The organism is Bradyrhizobium sp. USDA 326, from assembly GCF_049739485.1.
Taxonomy (GTDB): domain Bacteria; phylum Pseudomonadota; class Alphaproteobacteria; order Rhizobiales; family Xanthobacteraceae; genus Bradyrhizobium.
In genome coordinates this window covers 4,344,415-4,364,002 of the sequence record NZ_JBMGQA010000001.1, presented here as the reverse complement: position 1 = coordinate 4,364,002, position 19,588 = coordinate 4,344,415, and the positions used below count along the sequence as shown (strand labels likewise).

At 63.2% G+C, this 19,588-nt stretch carries 21 protein-coding genes and 1 pseudogene; 6 read left to right on the top strand and 16 right to left on the bottom strand.

Translation table 11 applies throughout. The features are described 5' to 3' along the window. The first annotated feature begins 172 nt into the window (after positions 1–172). On the top strand, positions 173–910 hold the full coding sequence (locus ABIG06_RS20570) for a metallophosphoesterase family protein (RefSeq protein ID WP_370138396.1): 738 nt from the start codon (positions 173–175) through the stop codon (positions 908–910). A 63-nt stretch (positions 911–973) separates the two neighbouring features. Then, positions 974–1,636, top strand: coding sequence for a hypothetical protein (locus tag ABIG06_RS20565; protein WP_370138395.1), 663 nt, complete (start codon positions 974–976; stop codon positions 1,634–1,636). 48 nt (positions 1,637–1,684) lie between these two features. Here the strand turns inward: ABIG06_RS20565 and ABIG06_RS20560 are convergent, their stop codons facing one another. After that, on the bottom strand, positions 1,685–2,020 hold the full coding sequence (locus ABIG06_RS20560; RefSeq protein ID WP_370138394.1) for a hypothetical protein: 336 nt from the start codon (positions 2,018–2,020) through the stop codon (positions 1,685–1,687). A gap of 627 nt (positions 2,021–2,647) precedes the next feature. On the opposite strand from ABIG06_RS20560, the gene ABIG06_RS20555 reads away from it, so the two are divergent. Further along, positions 2,648–2,887 (top strand): hypothetical protein, encoded by a 240-nt coding sequence (locus tag ABIG06_RS20555; protein ID WP_199751642.1) that lies wholly within the window; start codon positions 2,648–2,650, stop codon positions 2,885–2,887. 26 nt (positions 2,888–2,913) lie between these two features. Here the strand turns inward: ABIG06_RS20555 and ABIG06_RS20550 are convergent, their stop codons facing one another. Continuing rightward, the gene (locus ABIG06_RS20550; RefSeq protein WP_124161148.1) at positions 2,914–3,153 is read right to left on the bottom strand and encodes a hypothetical protein; all 240 of its coding nucleotides are present in this window, start codon (positions 3,151–3,153) and stop codon (positions 2,914–2,916) included. 616 nt (positions 3,154–3,769) lie between these two features. Between ABIG06_RS20550 and ABIG06_RS20545 the strand changes: the two genes are divergently transcribed. Further along, positions 3,770–4,882 carry a hypothetical protein gene (locus ABIG06_RS20545; RefSeq protein WP_370138393.1) on the top strand — a complete coding sequence of 371 codons (1,113 nt, stop codon included), beginning with the start codon at positions 3,770–3,772 and terminating at the stop codon, positions 4,880–4,882. A gap of 103 nt (positions 4,883–4,985) precedes the next feature. On the opposite strand, the gene ABIG06_RS20540 is transcribed toward ABIG06_RS20545, so the two are convergent. Both ABIG06_RS20540 and ABIG06_RS20535 read right to left on the bottom strand, forming a co-directional pair. After that, the gene (locus tag ABIG06_RS20540; RefSeq protein WP_245454533.1) at positions 4,986–5,231 is read right to left on the bottom strand and encodes a hypothetical protein; all 246 of its coding nucleotides are present in this window, start codon (positions 5,229–5,231) and stop codon (positions 4,986–4,988) included. 189 nt (positions 5,232–5,420) lie between these two features. Then, positions 5,421–5,837: a hypothetical protein gene (locus ABIG06_RS20535; RefSeq protein ID WP_124161145.1), complete on the bottom strand. Its 417-nt coding sequence runs from the start codon at positions 5,835–5,837 to the stop codon at positions 5,421–5,423. Between the two features lie 583 nt (positions 5,838–6,420). Between ABIG06_RS20535 and ABIG06_RS20530 the strand changes: the two genes are divergently transcribed. Together ABIG06_RS20530 and ABIG06_RS20525 are read left to right on the top strand one after the other, a co-directional pair. Then, the gene (locus ABIG06_RS20530; RefSeq protein ID WP_199751639.1) at positions 6,421–6,594 is read left to right on the top strand and encodes a hypothetical protein; all 174 of its coding nucleotides are present in this window, start codon (positions 6,421–6,423) and stop codon (positions 6,592–6,594) included. A 172-nt stretch (positions 6,595–6,766) separates the two neighbouring features. Beyond that, the gene (locus tag ABIG06_RS20525; protein WP_124161144.1) at positions 6,767–7,132 is read left to right on the top strand and encodes a VanZ family protein; all 366 of its coding nucleotides are present in this window, start codon (positions 6,767–6,769) and stop codon (positions 7,130–7,132) included. 10 nt (positions 7,133–7,142) lie between these two features. Here ABIG06_RS20525 and ABIG06_RS20520 read toward each other — a convergent pair whose 3' ends face one another. From ABIG06_RS20520 to ABIG06_RS20465, 12 genes and pseudogenes are all read right to left on the bottom strand, one after another. Beyond that, positions 7,143–7,427, bottom strand: a complete 285-nt coding sequence (locus tag ABIG06_RS20520; RefSeq protein WP_124161143.1) for a hypothetical protein — start codon at positions 7,425–7,427, stop codon at positions 7,143–7,145. Between the two features lie 270 nt (positions 7,428–7,697). Beyond that, entirely contained in the window at positions 7,698–8,141 is a 444-nt protein-coding gene (locus ABIG06_RS20515; RefSeq protein ID WP_124161142.1) for a hypothetical protein, read from the bottom strand. Between the two features lie 152 nt (positions 8,142–8,293). Continuing rightward, positions 8,294–10,021, bottom strand: a complete 1,728-nt coding sequence (locus tag ABIG06_RS20510; RefSeq protein ID WP_124161141.1) for a chemotaxis protein — start codon at positions 10,019–10,021, stop codon at positions 8,294–8,296. 5 nt (positions 10,022–10,026) lie between these two features. Further along, positions 10,027–11,118, bottom strand: a complete 1,092-nt coding sequence (locus tag ABIG06_RS20505) for a protein-glutamate methylesterase/protein-glutamine glutaminase (RefSeq protein ID WP_124161140.1) — start codon at positions 11,116–11,118, stop codon at positions 10,027–10,029. Between the two features lie 16 nt (positions 11,119–11,134). Further along, on the bottom strand, positions 11,135–11,989 hold the full coding sequence (locus tag ABIG06_RS20500; RefSeq protein WP_370138392.1) for a CheR family methyltransferase: 855 nt from the start codon (positions 11,987–11,989) through the stop codon (positions 11,135–11,137). A 132-nt stretch (positions 11,990–12,121) separates the two neighbouring features. Then, positions 12,122–13,921, bottom strand: coding sequence for a methyl-accepting chemotaxis protein (locus ABIG06_RS20495; RefSeq protein WP_124161138.1), 1,800 nt, complete (start codon positions 13,919–13,921; stop codon positions 12,122–12,124). Between the two features lie 56 nt (positions 13,922–13,977). Then, on the bottom strand, positions 13,978–14,466 hold the full coding sequence (locus ABIG06_RS20490) for a chemotaxis protein CheW (protein WP_124161137.1): 489 nt from the start codon (positions 14,464–14,466) through the stop codon (positions 13,978–13,980). A 66-nt stretch (positions 14,467–14,532) separates the two neighbouring features. Then, on the bottom strand, positions 14,533–16,233 hold the full coding sequence (locus ABIG06_RS20485; RefSeq protein WP_370138391.1) for a methyl-accepting chemotaxis protein: 1,701 nt from the start codon (positions 16,231–16,233) through the stop codon (positions 14,533–14,535). 38 nt (positions 16,234–16,271) lie between these two features. Further along, positions 16,272–16,733 (bottom strand): chemotaxis protein CheW, encoded by a 462-nt coding sequence (locus ABIG06_RS20480; RefSeq protein WP_370138390.1) that lies wholly within the window; start codon positions 16,731–16,733, stop codon positions 16,272–16,274. Continuing rightward, positions 16,733–18,812: pseudogene (locus ABIG06_RS20475) on the bottom strand (chemotaxis protein CheA). The gene ABIG06_RS20480 and the pseudogene ABIG06_RS20475 overlap by 1 nt, the downstream one beginning before the upstream one ends. Continuing rightward, the gene (locus tag ABIG06_RS20470; protein ID WP_100231554.1) at positions 18,809–19,174 is read right to left on the bottom strand and encodes a response regulator; all 366 of its coding nucleotides are present in this window, start codon (positions 19,172–19,174) and stop codon (positions 18,809–18,811) included. The pseudogene ABIG06_RS20475 and the gene ABIG06_RS20470 overlap by 4 nt, the downstream one beginning before the upstream one ends. After that, positions 19,174–19,497 (bottom strand): STAS domain-containing protein, encoded by a 324-nt coding sequence (locus ABIG06_RS20465; RefSeq protein ID WP_370138388.1) that lies wholly within the window; start codon positions 19,495–19,497, stop codon positions 19,174–19,176. The genes ABIG06_RS20470 and ABIG06_RS20465 overlap by 1 nt, the downstream gene beginning before the upstream one ends. Positions 19,498–19,588 lie beyond the last annotated feature (91 nt).

Sequence of the window (19,588 nt, the reverse complement as noted above, 5' to 3'; positions counted from 1 at the left end):
TGGGGAGACGCTACGCCAGACACCTTGAAATACGGCTCAAACGCCGCGCGACCCTTTAATCAAAATGCGGGCTAAGCGGTCGGAAATAATTAAGAATACCGAAGTGTGACTTTTCTGCTAATAGCGGTCGCGATGATCCGCTCGTGACGCTAGAAGCGATTCGACCGACCTGATGGGCTTTTCCAGCCATTTTCGAAAGAAGACCAAACCTCGGCTTCCCGACGGCGTTCGCGTCTATGCGATCGGCGACGTGCACGGCCGTGCCGATTTGCTTCGATCGCTGTTAACCGTGATCGACGTCGATCTCGCCCGCTCGGCCCCCGAACGCGCCATTCAGGTCTTTCTCGGTGACTATGTCGATCGCGGCCCGGACTCACGCGCCGTTCTTGATCTCTTGATCGAACGCTCGAAATCGCACGAGACGGTTTGTCTGAAAGGCAACCACGAGGTCTTCCTGCTCGAGGTCCTCAAGAACCCGGCCCGCCTGCAGGAGTGGCGCCATTATGGCGGCCTGCTGACCCTGGTCTCCTACGGCATCACGCCGACCATGAATCCGTCCGCGGAGCAGCAGGTCGAACTGATCGAGGGACTGAAACGCGCGCTGCCGCCGGAGCACTTGGCGTTCCTCCAGCAATTGCCCTCCTCCTTTACCTGCGGCGACTTCTTTTTCGTCCATGCCGGCGTCAAGCCGGGCCTCGCGCTCGATCGCCAGAAGGATGAGGATCTGCTCTGGATCCGCGAGGAATTCCTGACCTCCGAGGAGCGCTTCGGCAAATATGTCGTTCACGGCCATACGCCGGTCAGCACGCCCGATATCCGTCCGAACCGCATCAACATCGACACCGGCGCCTACGCGACCGGAAACTTGACGCTGCTGACCATCCAGGGCGATAGTCTGCTGGCAATCTAAGCGCTCTGGCCAGACCTCGGTCCCGTCGTCGGGCCCGCCCGCACAGGCCTCGTCAATTCCTCCATGACCCGCATGATCCTGCTTCGCGTCGTCGGCATCTGCACAGCAATCCTGCTGGCGCTACACGCCGGCATGGCGTTCTACGGCGATCTGACAAGGCCGAAGTTTCGCGCCAGCGATCTGTTCTCGGGCGAGCCTCCGCCCGAGAAGGCGAAGCTGGCAGCCGCAGCTGGCTTGGCCGCGTTTTCATGGGATGGCGATCTGCTTGCGAACTACGCGGCGGCGATGGCCGCTGACGCTCTTCAAGGTCCGCCGACCGCGGCGGGCGGCAGGGCCAGCGAGAACAAAGCAGCTCAGGCCGCCGTCTTGGCTGCCTTGAAAGTCTCACCGATCCGGCCCGCGCTGTGGCTCACGCTCGGCACGCTACAGGCCCAATCCGGCGAAGCGGCCACGCCGGCGGTGAAGATGTCCTACTTGACCGGATCGGTGCCGATCGACATTGCCTTCTCTCGCGTCCGGACCGTGACGTCGAGCGCGGCGGCGACCGATGAGGAGATCAAGCTCCTGGCGCAATCCGACATTCGGGCGGCGCTGGCCAGGCGCTCGCGTTACGAGCCTCTGCTGATCGCGGCCTATGTGCAGGCAACGCCGCAAGGCAAATCGTTGCTGCTGGAGACGACGAAGATTGCCGATCCCAAATTCAACGAGATCTTGCGGCGGTACTGAGCCCGCTCCAGCCTTGTGGCTATCGCTTCCGGGGCTGCAGCCAATTCCTCAGCGTACCGATTTCGGATTGACGGGCACAAAGTCCTCATCGCGCCGCGGCTGATCGGATCGCCCCTTGTAGACGAACATGCCCTTCTTGGTCGTGACGATGTCGCCTCGCTGCAGGCTTTCATCGTTGAGCAGGCTCTCGGTCGCGACAAGGTCCGGATCTACCGGAATGGGCTTGGAGAGCTCGGGATGCTCCCGCCGCTCGCGCAAGACTTCCTTGGCGCGGCGCCGTGCGTCCTCGATCCGCTGGCGCCATTCGTCGCGCGTGACTTCCGGCTCGCTGGATGGAAGATAGTCGTTGAGCGAGGGCGCCAGTTCGGTCTGAGCGAGACCCAAGGCCGGACAGGCGAGACCAAGGCCGAGTACACCGGCGATGGTTGCGACGGTCCGAGACAGCTTCCCAAATCGCTTTTCACAGTGGCCACGTCGACCCGTTCGCACGCTGATCACTCCCTGACAGAGCGACAAGGACGACCATTGGCCAATGTCCTCGTCTTCCACGCCTCAGCCTATACCTTTGTCGATGGCAGGAAAGCCCGTTTCGCGGACGAGCTTCCCTTTGGACTTTCCATGAAAAATCCAAAAAACAACCCCATGCACAGTAGCCGGCACCAGTTGGATCAAGGAGTTACAGTTTTCCGAAATGGCAGTTGACCTGTCGGGCAAAACAGGGCAGAATGGCATGGTCCGGAGAGAGGTTGACCGGATGACCGAAGGACCTGAGATTCGCGTCACGGGATCGGCTCAAGGGCAGACGGCTCCGCTCTAAGACCTCATTAGGTCATTGCTGCTAACTTTCGGCATCCGCCCATGGAGTTGCTGAGAATGCGCGCAAGTCCCGTATTGCTGGCAGGTATCGTCGCTGCGGCTTGCGCCATATCTGGCCCGGCGGCGCACGCCAGCCCCCTCTGCATCAAGGAACGGCCGCCGTTCGCCTTATCGCAGGACACGGTCAGATGGACGATGTCGATCGAACCCGGAGCCGACTGCATCCAGGGGCTCCGTTGGTCGTACATGCAGATCTTCAACGTCTCGGTCGTGAGCGGACCATCGCGAGGGCAACTGGCAGTGGTCGGGTCCGGCTTCCGCTATTCGGCCGAAAGCACGACGCGCGGTGCCGACAGGTTCACGCTGCTGATCTCGGGCAAGAACCGGCACGACCCCGGTACCTCGACCCTGGAGGTCGAGGTCAACCCGCAATAGCTTGTCTCACAGCGCCGCCGAAGCGGCTAATAGCGGCTCGACCCGCTGCCCCGGGTTCTGTTCCCGTGATAGGGCCGGGCGCGTCCGCCGCTCGTGACCGGCGGCTCGATCCGGCTCGGAATATTCCGAGTCGCGTTGGGAGGCGCGGGCTGCGAGGGGTTGACGATGATCACGTTGCGATTGGGCGTCGAGGTGTCATTGACGCCCTGGGCCCAAGCGCTGGCAGGCACGGCGAACGCGAGTATGATCAAGACCAATCGTTTCATGCGAAATCTCCCGATCAAGAACGTCAGGGAGGCGAACACCGTTCCTTCACGGCTGCTTGACAGTTCGTTACGTGACCTCACCTGGGCACGGCAACCAGCTTGCCATCCCTCCAAACGCCTTGGGCGGCCCTTCCGGCAGGAAGGCTCCCCGTCACGTTCCGGACTGCGGTCGGCCGGGACGCAGCTGGGGTGGTCTGCGCTTTTTTCGTCGGGGTCGTGATGATGCTGGAGCTGGTGGTGTTGGCCTGATCCTTGGTCCCTTGGGCAGAAGCGGACTGAACCAGGAAGGCCAAAAACATGGTTGCTGTCAAAACGCCGCGCATGGTCAAACACCGGAATGAGGAGCCGGGCGAAATGTCACAGGTTTCCACCCAAAAGCAAGCGCTTCGAGACGATCGCGCAGGACCTTTGCAGGGCGGCATAGAGCGCTCGCCCCGGCCGAGGGGAGCCGGGGTGAAAAGCCTGGCGAAACAGCAGTATCCGGGCTAGTTGATCGGCCTTGATGACCGAGACCGGCGACACAGCAGCCAACGCCTCGAAGGCGCAAGAGATCGAGGCCGGACTCGTCCGCCTGCTTTCGGGGCGGATCCGCGAGATCTCCGACGATCCGCGGCAGATGCGGGATGTCGTCTACGAGTTGGCCCGCGTCAAGCTTCTGGAACAATTCACCCCCGCCAGTGCGTGGGAAGCACGAGAGCTCCAGCAGGTCCTCGAACGCGCCATTCAGGAGGTCGAACGGTCCTTTGAGCGAGGCGGAACTTCCTCATCAGCAAAGGCGAGTGCCACCATCGCGTCGAATTCTCCGCAAGTCGATGCCCCTCCGCAGGCGCGTGTTACTCCCCCGCCCATTCCATCGTCGCCTGCTTTGGCTTCCCCGACCCCTTCCATGGCTGCGGAAACGGCACGTCATCCTGTCGCATCGCCGAGGTTGCCCGAGCATCCCAAACAGAAGGGGGCCTTCAATTCTCTCATTCGATTGACCGCCATCCTCCTGCTCGTTGCGGGCGCCGGGACCGCGATCGTCTCTTGGCCACGGCTGAAGACACAACTGACCGCATTGTCGCAGGTAGCGCCGCCGTCCGAGCGGGCGAAGCCTTCGGAGCCTCAACCGACCACGATTCCAAGTCCCTCGCTGGGCGAGACCTTGGAACGAACGCCGGAGACCCCAAAGGAGCCAGCGCCGGTTGCGCAACCCTCGATGCCTTTGCCGACGACGTTCGGCGTCTACGCCTTGAGCGAGGGCCAACTCCATGAGCTCAAGCCGGTGCCCGGAAAGATTCCGGACCGGCGCGTCGCGATCTCGGCAGCCATCAACGCGCCGAGCGTGACCACACTGATGGATGGCGACGTCAGGTTCATCGTGTTCAGGCCCGATGGGGGCGTCGACGCGAGCGGGACCGAAGTTCGGGTCGTCGCGAAAGTTTCCCGGGCGTTGGGCGTCGATGCCAGCGGGAAAGCCGCCATGGTCAACGCCGGCGATTCCTGGGTCATCCGCAGCATGTCGTACCCCTACAAGGTAGGTCCGATCGAACAGCAGTCGCGAATGCTATTGCTCCAGCCGGAGCAGGACGGCTTTACGCTCGCTCCCGGCCGCTACATCGTCGTGGTCAAGGGGATGGGCTACGACTTCACGGTCGCCGGAACAGTCACTGATCCCAATCAATGCGTCGAACGCATCAATGCGGCGAACGGCGCCTTCTACTCGCCATGTCCGCCGCCACGGCGGTAGAGCTTGGGGTCTGATTTTCTCAGAACCGAAACGCTCGATCGCTACATCGACGCATTTCTTCAAGCGAACCGGCATCCACTTCGCTCGACCACTCGCCTACTTCTTATTTGGCCGGCTTGTTGTCCTTTGGCGCATCCGCCGGCATGTCGTCGACCTTGCCGTTGTTGGCGACGCATTTCTGGAAGTAATCGCGCTGATCCTTGCCTGTTCCCTTGGCGCTGCCGGCCGCGGGATTGCCGATTTGTCTGGGCGGAAAGGCTTTGGCGACCGCAGCATCGCATGCGCGCGCGACTTCGGCGGTGATGGCTGAGGCCGTCGCCGGCGCAGTCAGTGTCAAAACACCTGCCAATCCAACCAACCTCTGTAGATTTTTGACCGGCACCTCGTCTCTCCTTCAATTCCGTGAATGCTTGCCGGAACCATATCAAAAAGGATCGCAGCACCAAACCGCAAACCGATGCTGAACTGTAACGCGGTCGACCCCGGGTGATCCGCGCATCTCGAAGGATGGAGGCAGAGCGCAGCAAGACCCCAAGTACTAGCTGTTGAGCTGCGGCGGCTTGAAGTCCGGGAAACGCGTGAGCATTGCGGACTTGACGAACTTCAGGTGAGCAATGGTGCTTGTCAGCTCCTTGAGCCGGCGCTGGCCGTTCGAGATGTCGGCCGCGAAGAGATCCTGATGATAATTGTCGAGCGGCTCCCGCTCGAGATATTCATCGGTCCCGTTTCCGAAGGTGACGGATGCACGCGCGAGGGCATCGTCAACGCGCCGGTTCAGCCCGGCCTGCTCCCTCTCCGCCTCCTGCAATGCCGTTTCGATCGCCGCCAGGACGGCACCGATCCGCACGCGGTCGGTCTCCGCATCACGCTCGACGGAGCGGGCTTTGAAGCCCTTGTCCTCGCGGCGGGAGCCGAGAAGACTGTGTGCACGCGCTCTCAGGAACAGCTGAAACATTTGGGCCATCCCGCATTCGAGATCTGGGCCGCTACCATCGGTCAGGCATAGTTAACAAAGCTTAAAGCTTGCACCCGCCCGGCCGGCTTTGTGCGATCCAGACCAGCCAAGCCTCTTCCTGCCTGGAATCAAGCTGGAGCCATCGAACTTCGTCCGCGGCGGCAGCCCGTAATCTCCCTCGTTCATGTTGAGGGCGGCGGAAGATCTTGGGCATGGGTGGACATAAGGTGGAAGCCGAATCCCGTATCCCTCTCGGCAAGCGGCAAGCGCACGGTGACCGAGCACGTCTGCTCTTCGCATTGATGAAGACTGCTTCGACGGATTTCGAATGCGGTCGCTGCCCGGTTGCGGACGACATTAACGAAACATCCGTGGTTATACGGAGCGTCATTCACCAACTTCATCCCGGTAAGGTTGAGAGGTTAGCTTAATCCGCGTTGTTTGTTGCGAACTTTCACGCTTTCCTTATCCATCTCTCGCACCGGGCTCCCCCAAAGCCCGGCCCCGCCCAAGCAAAGCCGTCGAGCGAATATGGGTCCGCTTGGCGGCTTTGTCGTTGTGTCGACGAGAGGATCGTTTGGTTATGGCGCGCAGGCCCTGGTCGTTCAAGGAAGACCGCCGGCTCATGGAGTTGGCGAAGTCTTCAGCCTCGCTGGAACAAGCCGCGAAAATTCTCGGGCGCTCGCCCGATGCGATCAAGCGCATGGCGTTACGGCTTGGCCTTTCGTTGAAGTCGAAGACGGGCAAGAAGACCTGACTTCGGCGCGGCAGCGCACGCCGCTCGCCGCACTCCGCGCAGCCTGTCGCTCGGCCTGCGACGTCGAATCGCCAGAACGTATCACGTTGAAAGCAGGCGTGTGCGAGCGGCGCCTTTAACGATACTTTCGGCTTTCGAACCTGACGGGCGACCAACCTTGTATGTTGGCGTCATGCGCAGGAATCACATCATAGCAGCTGCGAGCATCTGTCTTGCGCTGATCGTCTATGCCACCCTGGCGAGACTGGCGGGTAGACCCGCACTCATGGGGCATCACGAGGCCTATTGGGTCGTCGTGATCGAGCGCTTCAGCGCCTACGGGCTGCTCGGCTTCCTGCTTTCCTTCCTGCTACCCGGACGGCTCGTACTCGCCTGCTCTCTCGTCGTCACGGTCGCTATGGGGCTGGAGCTGATGCAGGCGTTCATACCCGACCGCGATCCGGGCTTCCTCGACGTGTTGCAGAAGGCGGCAGGAGGCACCGTAGGCGTCATGCTCGCCCAGATGATCTTGGCGTTCTTGCCCAGACCACCTTCCTGAGGCGGCCGGCTCAAGCCACCCCACGCCTGTTGTGGAGCTCGGACGGATCCAGGAGTTCGGCCATCTGCCGATGGGTTTCGTCCAGCGCCTCAATGGCGTAATCGAGATCGAAATTCGCCTCACGAATGGATGCGAAGAATTTGACCGTCAGTATCTGATCGAGTTTGACGCGCGTTGCCCCATCGCGACTCCTGCGGCGATCGAGCGACAAACGGATGGCGCGGTCCCGGGCCTCCATTGCGCCGCAGCCGCAAAGCGCGCCGAGTTCGTCGTATGTCATCCAGATTTGAGGCATGTTCTTCCACCACGCTTGATCGGCCGCAATACTAGCTCTCGCTTCTAAAGGCAGCATTGCTTCAGCGCGGCCGCGGCGTGACTTCGGGACAACAATGTCAATGCAATGCTAATCGCGGCGGTAGAGCATGATCCGGGAAAGTGTAGGACGGTTCTCCGAAGAGACCATGCTCGAACAATAACCTGAAGCGCGATGACGATTCATCCCAATCTCATCGCGCTCTAGGTGCGAGCTCTTGTGAAGCTGCGCGGATCGTCGGCGATCTGCGTCTTACTTGGGCAAGCCCGCCGTGAATGGTTGCCGCGGGCGGGAGCGGCCGTCGAGCCCCTTGGGCAGCTTGTCGGCCTTGAGCTTCACGACCGCGCTCCGGTCGGCTTCAGCCGGCGCATCTTCCTGGCTGTAGATCAGCGTCACCTCGAACTTCACGTCAGGCGCTTCCCGGGCCGTTCCCGAACAGGTCGCCATCGCGCCGGTATACACGCCGGAGAGCTCGACCTCGACTTCGTCGAACCCGAACACGGTCGGCGGGCCGTCGGCATGTCGCCGTGTGGTGAGAACGGCCGTGAAACGCTGGTCGTCATGGAACTGATAGGAGCCGCCATAGGTGAAGAAGCTGTCACTGCCGGAGATCCGACCCTGGGCCACATGCACGATTCCGGTGCCTTGCGCTTGCGCGGTTCTGAACCACGCCGCGTATTTGCCCTCTTTCAGCATGGAAAGATCCACCCATGAATTCCATGCGTATTTGCAACGAGCCGTGGGGCCGCGACAATGACCGCGGTGGTGAGCATTCCGCCACGGTTAACGCCGTGCAAAGTCAATCCGTCAAATTTCCGCTGGCGCAGGCGGCGGCGCCCGCAGCAGGATCAGAACAATTCTATGCCGTCGTCCGCCGTCTCGACTGCCTCGACCGGGCGCACGGCGGCGATCGACCCCAGCCCGAAGGTTTGCAGGAACTCCCGGTGCACGTCGCGCTCGCGTTCCATCGTGTAGCGCGCAAAGAGCTGGTCAAGCACCGCCTCGTCCTGCGCTTGCGGCCGCGGCTTCTGCGCGGCTGCGCTCGCGGTCTCGAGCCGGGCCGCGACCGTGGGCAACGCCGCGGAGCCTTCGCCTAGCGTGGTCATCAGGCCTTGCGCCGAATTCATCAGGCCCTCGAATTCCGCACCTTCATCGACGAGCCGGCTCATCAGCTTGCCGAGCCGCTCATTGCCGGCCTCGATCTCGCGCAGCGCCTGGAGGATCTGCGGTTCGAGCTTGGCGAGTTGCGTGGGATCGCCCTGCAAGCGGAGTACCTTCAGCTCCCCGGCCGACCGCTCGATGCCGTCGAGCACAGGCCTCAAACGCCCTGCTCCCACCGAGACCTGGTCGGCGGTTGCCTTGAGCTCGTTGGCAATGACGACGAAAGCGCTGCCGCGGCTGCCGAGATGGCTTGCCTTGAGGCCCGCATTCATTCCGATCAGCGTGATGTCGATTGTCGCCTCGGCCAGCCCGGCGATCGCCTGGCGAAATTTCGCCAGCGTATCCTCAACGATCGCGAGCGCCTCGTCGACCGAGCGGCCCGCACCCTCGCAGGTGGCGATCAGGGTCGATGCGTGCGCCAGCGTCTCCTTGATGCGTGTCAGGAACGACGACGAGCTGCCATCCTCGCCGCCAAACAACGTGCGGCCGTGGCCGACGACGCTGCCCGCATCGTTCAGGATGGCGGTCAGCGCGCGAACGATCTGGCCGATGTCGCCGCCGAACTCGCGCTGGGCATCCCTGAGCTGGGCCGCCTGCAACTGGCAGATCGCACGTGCGCCGTCATCGCTCGCGACCGGTTCGGGCACGAGGCTCGGGGCGGGTCCAGAGACAAGGCCGAGGCCGTGGGAGACGTGCTCGAGACGCTGACGCGTGCTGTCGCCCGCCTGCAGGGAAATAATGGCGCTGCCGACCGCCTCGGCGATCTTCCTGGTGCTGGAACTTGCACGATCGGCCAGATGGCTGCTGTTGCGGCGCTGATCATGCAATCCGGCATAGGCGGAGCCAAGTTCGACGCTCTCGGCCGCCAGTTGATTCCGGTAGCGGCTCTCGAACTCCTTCTGCCGGCCCGATGCGGTAGCGACCGCCTCGAACAGGCGCTCCTGATCCCGCGCGCAGCCTTCGATCGCGCCCTGCACGGCCTTGCCGAGATCATAAGCTTCCTGCGTGAAGGCGAGAAAACCCTCGCGATCGCTGTCGAGCGAGGCTGCCTCGATCCGCGCGCTGCGGGCGATGATGGTGATCATCTGGATGTGCTTGAACAGCGGCTTGAGCAAGGCAGACGCCTCCGCCGTGCTCTTGCCGATCGCATCAAGCAGGGCGGTTTCGGCCGGCAGCGCCTGCGCCAGATCGCTGAGCCGCGTGGCGATCTCCTGTAGCGCGGTCGCGGCGCCCTCGATCTCTGCACCGGAGAGTTCCGAGGAAAGCGTTGCGAGGCCCTGGTTCAACTCCTTGAAGATGAGATGCCCGCGTCCGAGCTCTTGACCGACCCGCGCGAACACGTCCTCGATGCGGGAGGAGACGTCCTCGGTCGCGGCGATCGCCTCGGCAAGCGTGTCGGCGGGAATGACGGACATTGCGCTCACCCTGCCACCGCAACATGCCCGGCCTGATACCAGAGCATGATTTCGCGCGGGATATGGTTCAGCGAGACGACCTTCTCGACACCGCCGTGAGCGATGGCTTCCTTGGGCATGCCGAACACCACGCAGCTCTCTTCATCCTGTGCCCGCGTCGAGGCGCCGAGCTTGCGCATCTCCAGCATTCCGCGCGCGCCATCGTCGCCCATGCCGGTCATGATCACGCCGAGCGCGTTGGCGCCGGCATTTTGGGCCGCCGAGCGGAACAACACGTCGACGGACGGACGATGCCGGGACACCGGCGGCCCATCCTTGATCGCGATCTGGTAGCGCAGGCCGATGCGCTGGAGCAGCATGTGGCGGGCTCCCGGCGCGATATAGGCGCAACCCGGCAGCACCGGTTCGCCGTCCTCGGCCTCCTTGACCCGGATCTGGCAGACGCCGTCGAGACGCCTGGCAAAGGCGGCGGTGAAGCCTGCCGGCATGTGCTGGACGATGACGATGGGCGGACAGTGCGGCGGCAGCATTTCAAGAACGTCGTTGAGCGCTTCGGTGCCGCCCGTCGAGGCACCGATGCACACGATGCGTTCCGTGGTCGGCCGGACCTTGCCCTGGACCGGCGGCGGGATGATGGCATCGGCGGTCAGCTTCTTCTCGATTGCGCGACGCTCCGCACGCGGGCGCACCCGGGCGCGGGCGGCCGACTTCACGGCTTCACGCAGCCGCGCGGAGCATTCGAGCAGTGCCTGGCGCGTGTCGATCTTCGGCTTCGGCACGATGTCGACTGCCCCCGCCTCGAACGCCTCGAACATCACGTTCGAGCCCTCCTCGGTCAGCGACGAGCAGATGATCACCGGTATCGGACGTTGCGCCATGATCTTGCGCAGGAAGGTCATGCCGTCCATGCGCGGCATTTCGAGGTCGAGGATGATGACGTCAGGCAGCTCCTTCTCGAGCCGCTTGGCCGCCACGAACGGATCGGACGCGGTCGCCATCACTTCGATATCAGGATCTTCACTCAAGATCGTCAGCAGGATTTGGCGCACCGACGCCGAATCGTCCACGATCAGCACGCGAACTTTCTCCCTCGGCATTCTGGTTGCACTCCGGCTAGACCTGGAAGATGGTTGGCTGAATCTGCTTCAGCCCAGGCACGGCACTGTGAATCATCGATTCCGAATGCCCGACCAGCAGATAGCCGCCCGGACGCAGATGGCTGCACAATTGCTCCACCACCTTGCGCTGGGTCTCGCGCTCGAAATAGATCAGGACGTTGCGGCAGAAGATGATATCGACGTCACGGTCGACGGGATAGGACTTGTCCATGAGGTTCATCCTCATGAAGTGCGTCATGCGCCGTAGCTCAGGCACGATCCGCACTTCGCCGCGCGACTTGTCGCGAGACGACGAAAAATACCGTTTCACGAACTGCTCCGGCACGGGGGCGAGCACATCGCGGTTGTAGATCGCCATCCTGGCGAGGCGCAGCACCGCGGTCGAGATGTCGGTCCCGAGAATGCGGTACTGGAAGCGCGATCCGCTGCGCGTCATGTCGTCCAGCACCATCGCGGTCGTGTAGGCTTCCATGCCGGTGGAGCTCGCCGAGCTCCAGATCTTCAGGTTGGCGTTTCTCCGTCCGCGGACTTTGAGCAGGGCGGGAATCGCAATCTCGCGCAAGAAGGTGAAGTGCTGCGGCTCGCGGAAAAAGTCGGTCTTGTTGGTCGTCACCACATCGATGAGATGAGTAAGCTCGGTGTCGAAATGATCCGCCTCGAACAGGTTTTCGACATATTCATTGAGATCGGAGAAATTCAGCGCGCGCACGCGCTTGTGCAGCCGCCCCTCCAGCATCAACCGCTTGCCCTGAGGCAGCTTGATGCCGACCTGGCCCTCGATCAATTCGGCGATGGTCCGGAAGTGGCGGTCGGACAGGTGCACGGCCGTATCCTGCATCGCAGGCATCATGGCCGCCTGCCCCGAGCCGGGACGGCCACCTGCATTGCATAACCGGCCATTCGGAGCATCTTAAATCCTACACTTTAACTAAAATTGCCGAAGACGGATCGGCCCGCCGATGGGGGCCGATCCGTCGGAATCCTAGCGCTGGAAATCCGCGTCCCGATCGTCCTCGCCGTCGTTCATGTCGAACGCGAATCCGCCGCCGCCGGCAGCCTTCACGGCACGCGCCGGCTTGCCCAGCGGCTTTCTCGCCGGACGCTCGACCGCCGCCATGGTGGCCGCCTTGGCGCGCAGCTGATTGACCGCCCGGTCAATCGGCGCGGCGTGAGCTTTTCCGCCCTGTTCGATGCGGAAGTAGGCGATGGTCGACTGGAGTTGTTCGGCCTGCGAGGCGAGCTCCTCCGAGGTCGAGGACACCTGCTCGGATGCGCTGGCGTTCTGCTGGCCGACCTTGTCGAGCTGCTGGATCGCCTGGTTGATCTGGGCCGAGCCCACGTCCTGCTCGCGGCAAGCCGCGGTAATCTCTTCGACGAGTTCGGCCGTCTTCTTGATGTCCGGAACGAGCTTGGACAGCATGGCGCCGGCCTCCTGCGCGACCTTGACGGTGTCGACCGAGAGCGTTCCGATCTCGGCCGCAGCCGCCTGGCTGCGCTCGGCGAGCTTGCGCACCTCGGAGGCGACCACCGCAAAGCCCTTGCCGTGCTCGCCTGCGCGCGCGGCTTCCACTGCCGCGTTGAGCGCAAGCAGATCGGTCTGGCGCGCGATCTCCTGCACGATCGTGATCTTCTCGGCAATGGTCTGCATCGCGCTGACGGCGCGGCCGACCGCTGCGCCGCTGGCTTCGGCATCCTTGGCCGACTGCGCGGCGATCTTCTCGGTCTGGTTGGCGTTGTCCGCGTTCTGCTTCACGTTGGAAGCCATCTCCTCCATCGAGGAGGAGGCTTCCTCGGCAGAGGAGGCCTGCTCGGTCGCTCCCTGCGAAAGCTGCTCGGCACTGGCGGAGAGCTCCTGGCTGCCGGCGGAGACGTTCTGCGCGGCAGTGAGAGCTTCGGACACGATCTGGCGGAGCTTCTCGACCATGCGTTCGAGCGCAAGGCCGAGCGTATCCTTGTCCGACAGCGGCTTGGCCTCGACCGTGAGGTTGCCCTGGGCGATCTCGTTGGCGACGGCGGCGGTCTGATTCAGATTGACGGTCATCGCATTCAGCGACTTGATGAGGTCGCCGATTTCATCATTGCTGGATGAATCGATCTTTTGGCTGAGATCGCCGATCGCCACTGCATCGGCAAGGCCGACCGCATTGGAAAGCGAACGGCTGATATTCAGAGCCATCCAGACCGCGGCAGCGATGGCGATGACGAGCGAGGCGAGGATCAGGGAAACGAGAATCAGGGTGGCGTGGCTTCCGTCGACTTTGGCCTGCTCGCTCTCCGCGGCCATCTGCTTCTTCACATAATTGATGTAGTCGCTCGCCGCCGTGAGTGCCGGCGTGGAGGCCTTCAGGCCCTCGGTCATCGACCGCTCTGTCGCCCTGGCCTTGTCCTGTTTGGCGAGCGCAAGCGTCTGATCCTGTACCGCGTTGGAGTTCGCGTAGGCAATGGCGAAAGTCTCGATCATTTTCCTGCCGGTCTCGCTCGCGCTGGAATAGACCTCGTCCTTCACTTTCATCGCGCGTTCGCGCAGTTGAGCGATCTGGCCGATGAACTTGTCCTGGTCGGCTTCCGCCGCGAGGATAGTGTTCTTCTCGGCCCGCACCTGAAGCAGGACGGCCTCCTGAAGTTCGCCAACCTTGGCCAGCCGGCCGGCACGGGCAGACAGATGCTCGGCCGTCGCGACCATGTCGTTCAGCTTCAGATACGCGACCCCGCCGGCGATCATGGACAGCAGGATGACGACGCCGAAGGCGGTGGCAAGCTTGGCTTTGACGGTGACTCTCATGTCAGTCTCGTTGGTTCGAATTGGGGTGTTTACGCGTGATCACGCTTCACTCTTACTCAGGCGGCGCGAGGCGCGTCCGCGCCTGCATCGCGCCCTGCCGGGATCTTGTCGTTGGCCATCAGCTTGGCGAGGTCGAAGATCACGACGAACTTCTCGCCTTTGCGACCGATGCCGGCGGCATAGTCGGACTGCCATTTGCCGCCGATTTCGGGGATGGGCTCGATCGCCTGCTCGTCGATGTCGGTGACTTCGAACACGCAGTCGGCGACGAAGCCGACGCCGACCAGGCGGTCCTTCATCGGCACGTCGAGGATGATGATGCGGGTGGCTTCGGTAGACGGCACGCCCGGCAGCCCGAGCTTGGTCCGGAGGTCGACGATCGGATAGCCGCTGCCGCGCACGTCGATCATGCCGAGCAGGAAGTTCGGGGCGTGCGGAAGCCGCGAGATCGGCCGCATGTCGAGGATCTCACGGACATTGCGGATGCTGATGCCGAACGTCTCGCCGGCGAGCCCGAGCGTCAGATATTGCGAGGTTGCGGCCATGATGCAGTCCAAGGATCCGGAGGTTGGCAAATGAATGCGGTCCGGCATAACGGCCGGACCGGCTGATCAACGCTGGAAGTCGGCGTCGCGGTCGTCTTCGCCGTCATGCATGTCGAAGGCGAAGCCACCACCGCCACCGGCGACCTTCATCGCGCGTGCCGGTCTGCGGACGGGGGCCGGCTTCTTCGTCTCGCGATCCACAGCCGCCATATGCGCAGCCTTGGCCCGGAGCTGACCGACGGCGCGGTCGATCGGCTCGGCCGCAGCATTCGCCTTGCGTGCCGTGTGCTCGATCCGGAAGAACGAGATGGTGGACTGGAGCTGCTCGGCCTGCGAGGCGAGTTCCTCCGAGGTCGAGGACACCTGCTCGGATGCGCTGGCGTTCTGCTGGCCGACCTTGTCGAGCTGCTGGATGGCCTGATTGATCTGGGCTGAGCCCACGTCCTGCTCGCGGCAGGCCGCGGTGATCTCCTGCACCAGCTCCGCGGTCTTCTTGATGTCGGGCACGAGCTTGGACAGCATCTGGCCCGCCTCTTGCGCGACCTTGACGCTCTCGGTGGAGAGCGTGCCGATGCCTGCCGCGGCCGCCTGGCTGCGCTCGGCGAGCTTGCGCACCTCGGAGGCGACCACCGCAAAGCCCTTGCCGTGCTCGCCGGCGCGCGCCGCTTCCACTGCCGCATTGAGCGCGAGCAGATCGGTCTGGCGCGCGATCTCCTGCACGATCGTGATCTTCTCGGCGATGGTCTGCATCGCCTCGACGGCACGACCGACGGCGACGCCGCTGGCCTCGGCGTCCTTGGCCGATTGCGCCGCAATCTTCTCGGTCTGGTTGGCGTTGTCGGCGTTCTGTTTCACGTTGGAGGCCATCTCCTCCATCGAGGAGGAGGCTTCCTCGGCGGACGATGCCTGCTCGGTCGCGCCCTGGGAGAGCTGCTCGGCGCTGGCGGACAGCTCCTGGCTGCCGGCCGAGACGTTCTGCGCCGCCGTGATCGCCTCGGTGACGATCTGCCGGAGCTTCTCGACCATCACGTTCAGCGACCTGACGAGATCTCCGATCTCATCATTGCTCGCCGAGGGGATGGTCCGGCTGAGATCACCCTCCGCGACCGCGCCCGCAAGGCCAACAGCCCTTCCAAGCGAACGGCTGATCGAGATGGAAATCCACAGCGCAGCCCCGATCGCAACCGCCAGCGAGACGCCGATCAGCATCGTCAGCAAGAGTTGGGCCTGGTGCCCCTCTGCCTTGGACTGGACAGCCTGCTCGGCCATCTGCTTCTTCGTGTTGACGACATAGGCCCCCATGGCTTCCATCGCGTCCGCGACGACCTTGCGACCGTCGCCCATCGAGCGCTCCATGGCCTTGGTCTTGTCGGTCTTCGCAAGCCGAAGCGTCTCTTCCTGGTACGTATTCATCTTGGCGTAGGTGGCTGCAAAGCTGTCGAGCAGCTTCCGGCCCCCCTCGCTGGCGAGCGCGTAGACCTCGTCCCTGGTCTTCGTCGCTTCGTCGCGAAGCCTCGCGGCCTCAGCGGCAAACTGCTCGGCCTGAGCTTCCGTTCCAAGAACTGCGTTCTTCTCGGCGCGCAGCTGAAGCAGAATATCCTTTTCGATCTGCGTCGCCTTCTCCATCCGGTTTGCACGCAGGACCATGCTGTCGGCGGTGGCCATCATGTCGCCGAGCTTCATGTACGACACGCCGCCCGCGAGCCCGGACAGGACGATGACCAAACCGAACGCGGTGGCAAGCTTTGCCTTGACGGTAAATCTCATTTTCCAGCCCCTACAGATCTCGCCCCCGAGACCTCATTTCAATTCAGAATGCGTTCCATGTTGGGAACGATGACGAACTCTTCACGCCACTTCGCGATGAAGCGAATGAACTCCGGCTTCCAGTGCATGCCGACGCGTGGCGTCTGCTGCACATCCGTCTGCGCGATTTCCGTGACTTCGTAGACTTTGTCGGCGGTGAGGCCGACCAGAACCGGTTCGCCGTCGAGATCGAGTTCGATGACGACGATGCGCGTGTCGGCCGAGTCGTCGAGCTGCGGCATGCCGAAGCGAATGCGCAGGTCGGCGAGCGGAATGACGTTGCCACGCACGTTGATCACGCTGGGAACGAAGGCGCGCGCACCCGCCACCTTGGTCACGGGGACGGGATCTATGATCTCGCGCACGAGACCGGCGTCGAGTGCAAATTTCTCCTCGCCGAGGCCGATCATCACGACCTGCATTGCGCCGCTCTGATGCTCGCTGGCCAAATTCCCGTTCATCACGCCGCCTCGTTGATATGCTGCTTCTCGACCTTCGACTGAGCCAGCTGGACCAGCTGCGCGACGTCGAGGATCAGAGCCGCCGTGCCGTCGCCAAGGATCGTCGCGCCGGAGAAGATCGTGACGTCGGAGTGCAGCTTGGAGAGCGACTTGATCACGGTCTGGTGGTTGCCGATGATCTGGTCGGCGACGAGGCCGACGCGGGTCTCGCCCGTCGAGATGATGATCGTCTTCTGGTGCTTGTCGGGCGAGCCCGACGAGGACATGATCTCGCGCAACCGCAAGAACGGGACGAGGTTGCCGCGCACGTTGAGGAAGTTGCGGCCGCGCGAACGTTCGTCCTCGGCCGTCAGCTCGACGCACTCCTCCACCGCCGACAGCGGAATGATGTAGCGTCCCTCGCCGACGCGGATCAGGAGGCCTTCGATGATCGCGAGCGTCAAGGGCAGGCGCAGCGTCACGGTGGTGCCCTGGCCCGGCTTGGTCGACAAATCGATCGAGCCGCGCATGTTCTCGATGGTGCGCTTGACCACGTCCATGCCGACGCCGCGGCCCGACAGCGCGGAGATGGTCTGGGCGGTCGAGAAGCCGGGATGGAACAGGAATTGGTGAATCTCGTGATCGGTCAGCACGGCGCCGGCCGCGATCAGCCCCTGCTCTTCCGCCTTCGCGCGGATCCGCGCGGTGTTCAGACCGCCGCCATTGTCCTTCACTGTGACCAGCACCTGCGCGCCGGAATGCACGGCGGCGAGCTCGATGCGGCCCTGCTCGGTCTTGCCATTTGCAGCGCGCGTGGCGTTGTCTTCGATGCCGTGGTCGATGGCATTGCGGATGAGGTGCACCAGCGGATCGGCCAGGCACTCGATCATGGTCTTGTCGAGCTCGGTGTCCTCGCCCGAGGTGACGAATTCGACCGGCTTGGACAGATCGCGCGACAGATCGTGCACGAGGCGACGGAAGCGGCCGAACAGCGAGCCGATCGGCACCATGCGCGCACCCATCGTGGTGTCGCGCAATGACGAGGCGAGGCGCTCGATCTCTTCGGCGATCATCTTGATCGAGAGGTCGGAGCCGGAGGCGGCGAGCTGGGTCAGCCGCGCCTGCGCGATCACGAGTTCGCCGACGCGGTCCATCAGCTCGTCGAGACGTTCGGCCTGGACGCGAACGGTGGCGATGCCGCGCTCCTGCTTGGCGTCCTCGCGGCGCGCGGGTGCCGCCTCGCGCTTGATCTCCGGCTTCGGCTCGGATTGGGGCTCCGCCCTGGCGGCGGGCTGCTCGGCGATAGCCTCCGCCATCGGTGCAGCCGCTTCAGCGATCGGCTCCTCGTCGAGCAATTGAAACAGCGGAGCCGGCGCGGGCGCTTCAACATGTTCCAAAGGCGAGAGCGTCAACTCCAACTCGTCCTGGACGAACATGAAGACGTCGTCGATCGCGTCCTTGTCGCAGGCCGCGTGCAGCTTGACGTCCCACTTCAAATAGCAGTCTTCCGGCTCCATCTCATCGAGGAACGGTACGCCGTCGGTGACGGGCACGACGAAGCACGGGCCGAGCTTGCAGAGATCTTCCAAAAGGTCGAGTGGATTCGAGCCGTTGCGCAGGATATGGGATTCGAATTCCAGATAGAGGTGCCAGCCGGCCTGCTTGCTGCCGGCAGGAGCCAGCGACGGCGCCTCGGCGATCTCGACGACCGGAGCGTCAGACCTGTCGGCCGAGACGAAGCGCTTGAGATCGTCGAGAATAGCTTCGCCGATAATGTCGTCGGTCGACTGCGGGATCCTCGATCAACGCGCGGATGTAATCCTTGGCGGCGAGCGCGACCGAGATCAGCTCCTGCGTCGGCTTGATCTCACCCTTGCGGACGCGGTCGAAGGCGGTCTCGAATTCGTGGGTGAAGGAGGCGACCTTGTCGAAACCGAACATGGCGCCCGACCCCTTGATCGTGTGCAGGGCGCGGAAGGCGGAATCGACCAGCTCGCGGTCGTCGGGACGCTGGCCGAGATCGAGCAAGGCCCCTTCGAGAACCTCAAAGAGCTCACTGGCTTCCTGACGAAAGACCTCGGTCGGGTCCATTGCGCTCATGTGCGCACCAACTTGCCGACCACGGCAAGCAGCTGTTCGGGCTTGAAGGGTTTGGTGATCCAGCCGGTGGCGCCGGCGCTCTTGGCTTCCTGCTTCACCGTGTCGTTGGATTCGGTGGTCAGGAACACGATGGGCATGCCGACCGCGCTCGGCAGCTTGCGCAGTGCGCGGATCAGCTCCAGCCCGTTCATGACGGGCATGTTGAGGTCGGTGATCACGAGATCGAGCTTGCCGGCTTGCGCCTTGGCGAGCCCTTGCGCACCGTCGCCGGCCTCGATCACGTTGTGACCGGCCGGCTCCAGTACGACCTTGATCATCTGGCGAATGCTGGGGGAATCGTCGACGGTAAGAATCGTGGCCATCAGGTGCCATCTTTCTTTTGCGGGAAGTGCTGATCGATCATCGCCTCGCTGGTGAAGCCGGCGCGGCGAAGGGTGTTGCGCAGAGATTGGGAGAATGACGTGAGCACCACCGAACGGCCTTGGGCCTCGCCCGTCCTGGCGGTCGACAGCAGAAGCTGGATCGAGGTCACGTCGGCCTTGTCGACGCTCGAGCAGTCGATCTCGAGTCGCTCCTGGCGTCCGAAGGCCTCGCGAATGAGCTCATAGACGCTGCGAATGGCCGCAATGCTGCAATCGGCGGGTAACCGCAACGACCACTTCGGCTCCGTCGGATTGAGCGCCATCGCTGCACCCGCCCTTTGCTAAAATTCCGCTACTCGTTTGACGCGAATCGAGTGAGCAAACTCCTAACGCGGGCATCCGTACAACTACGGG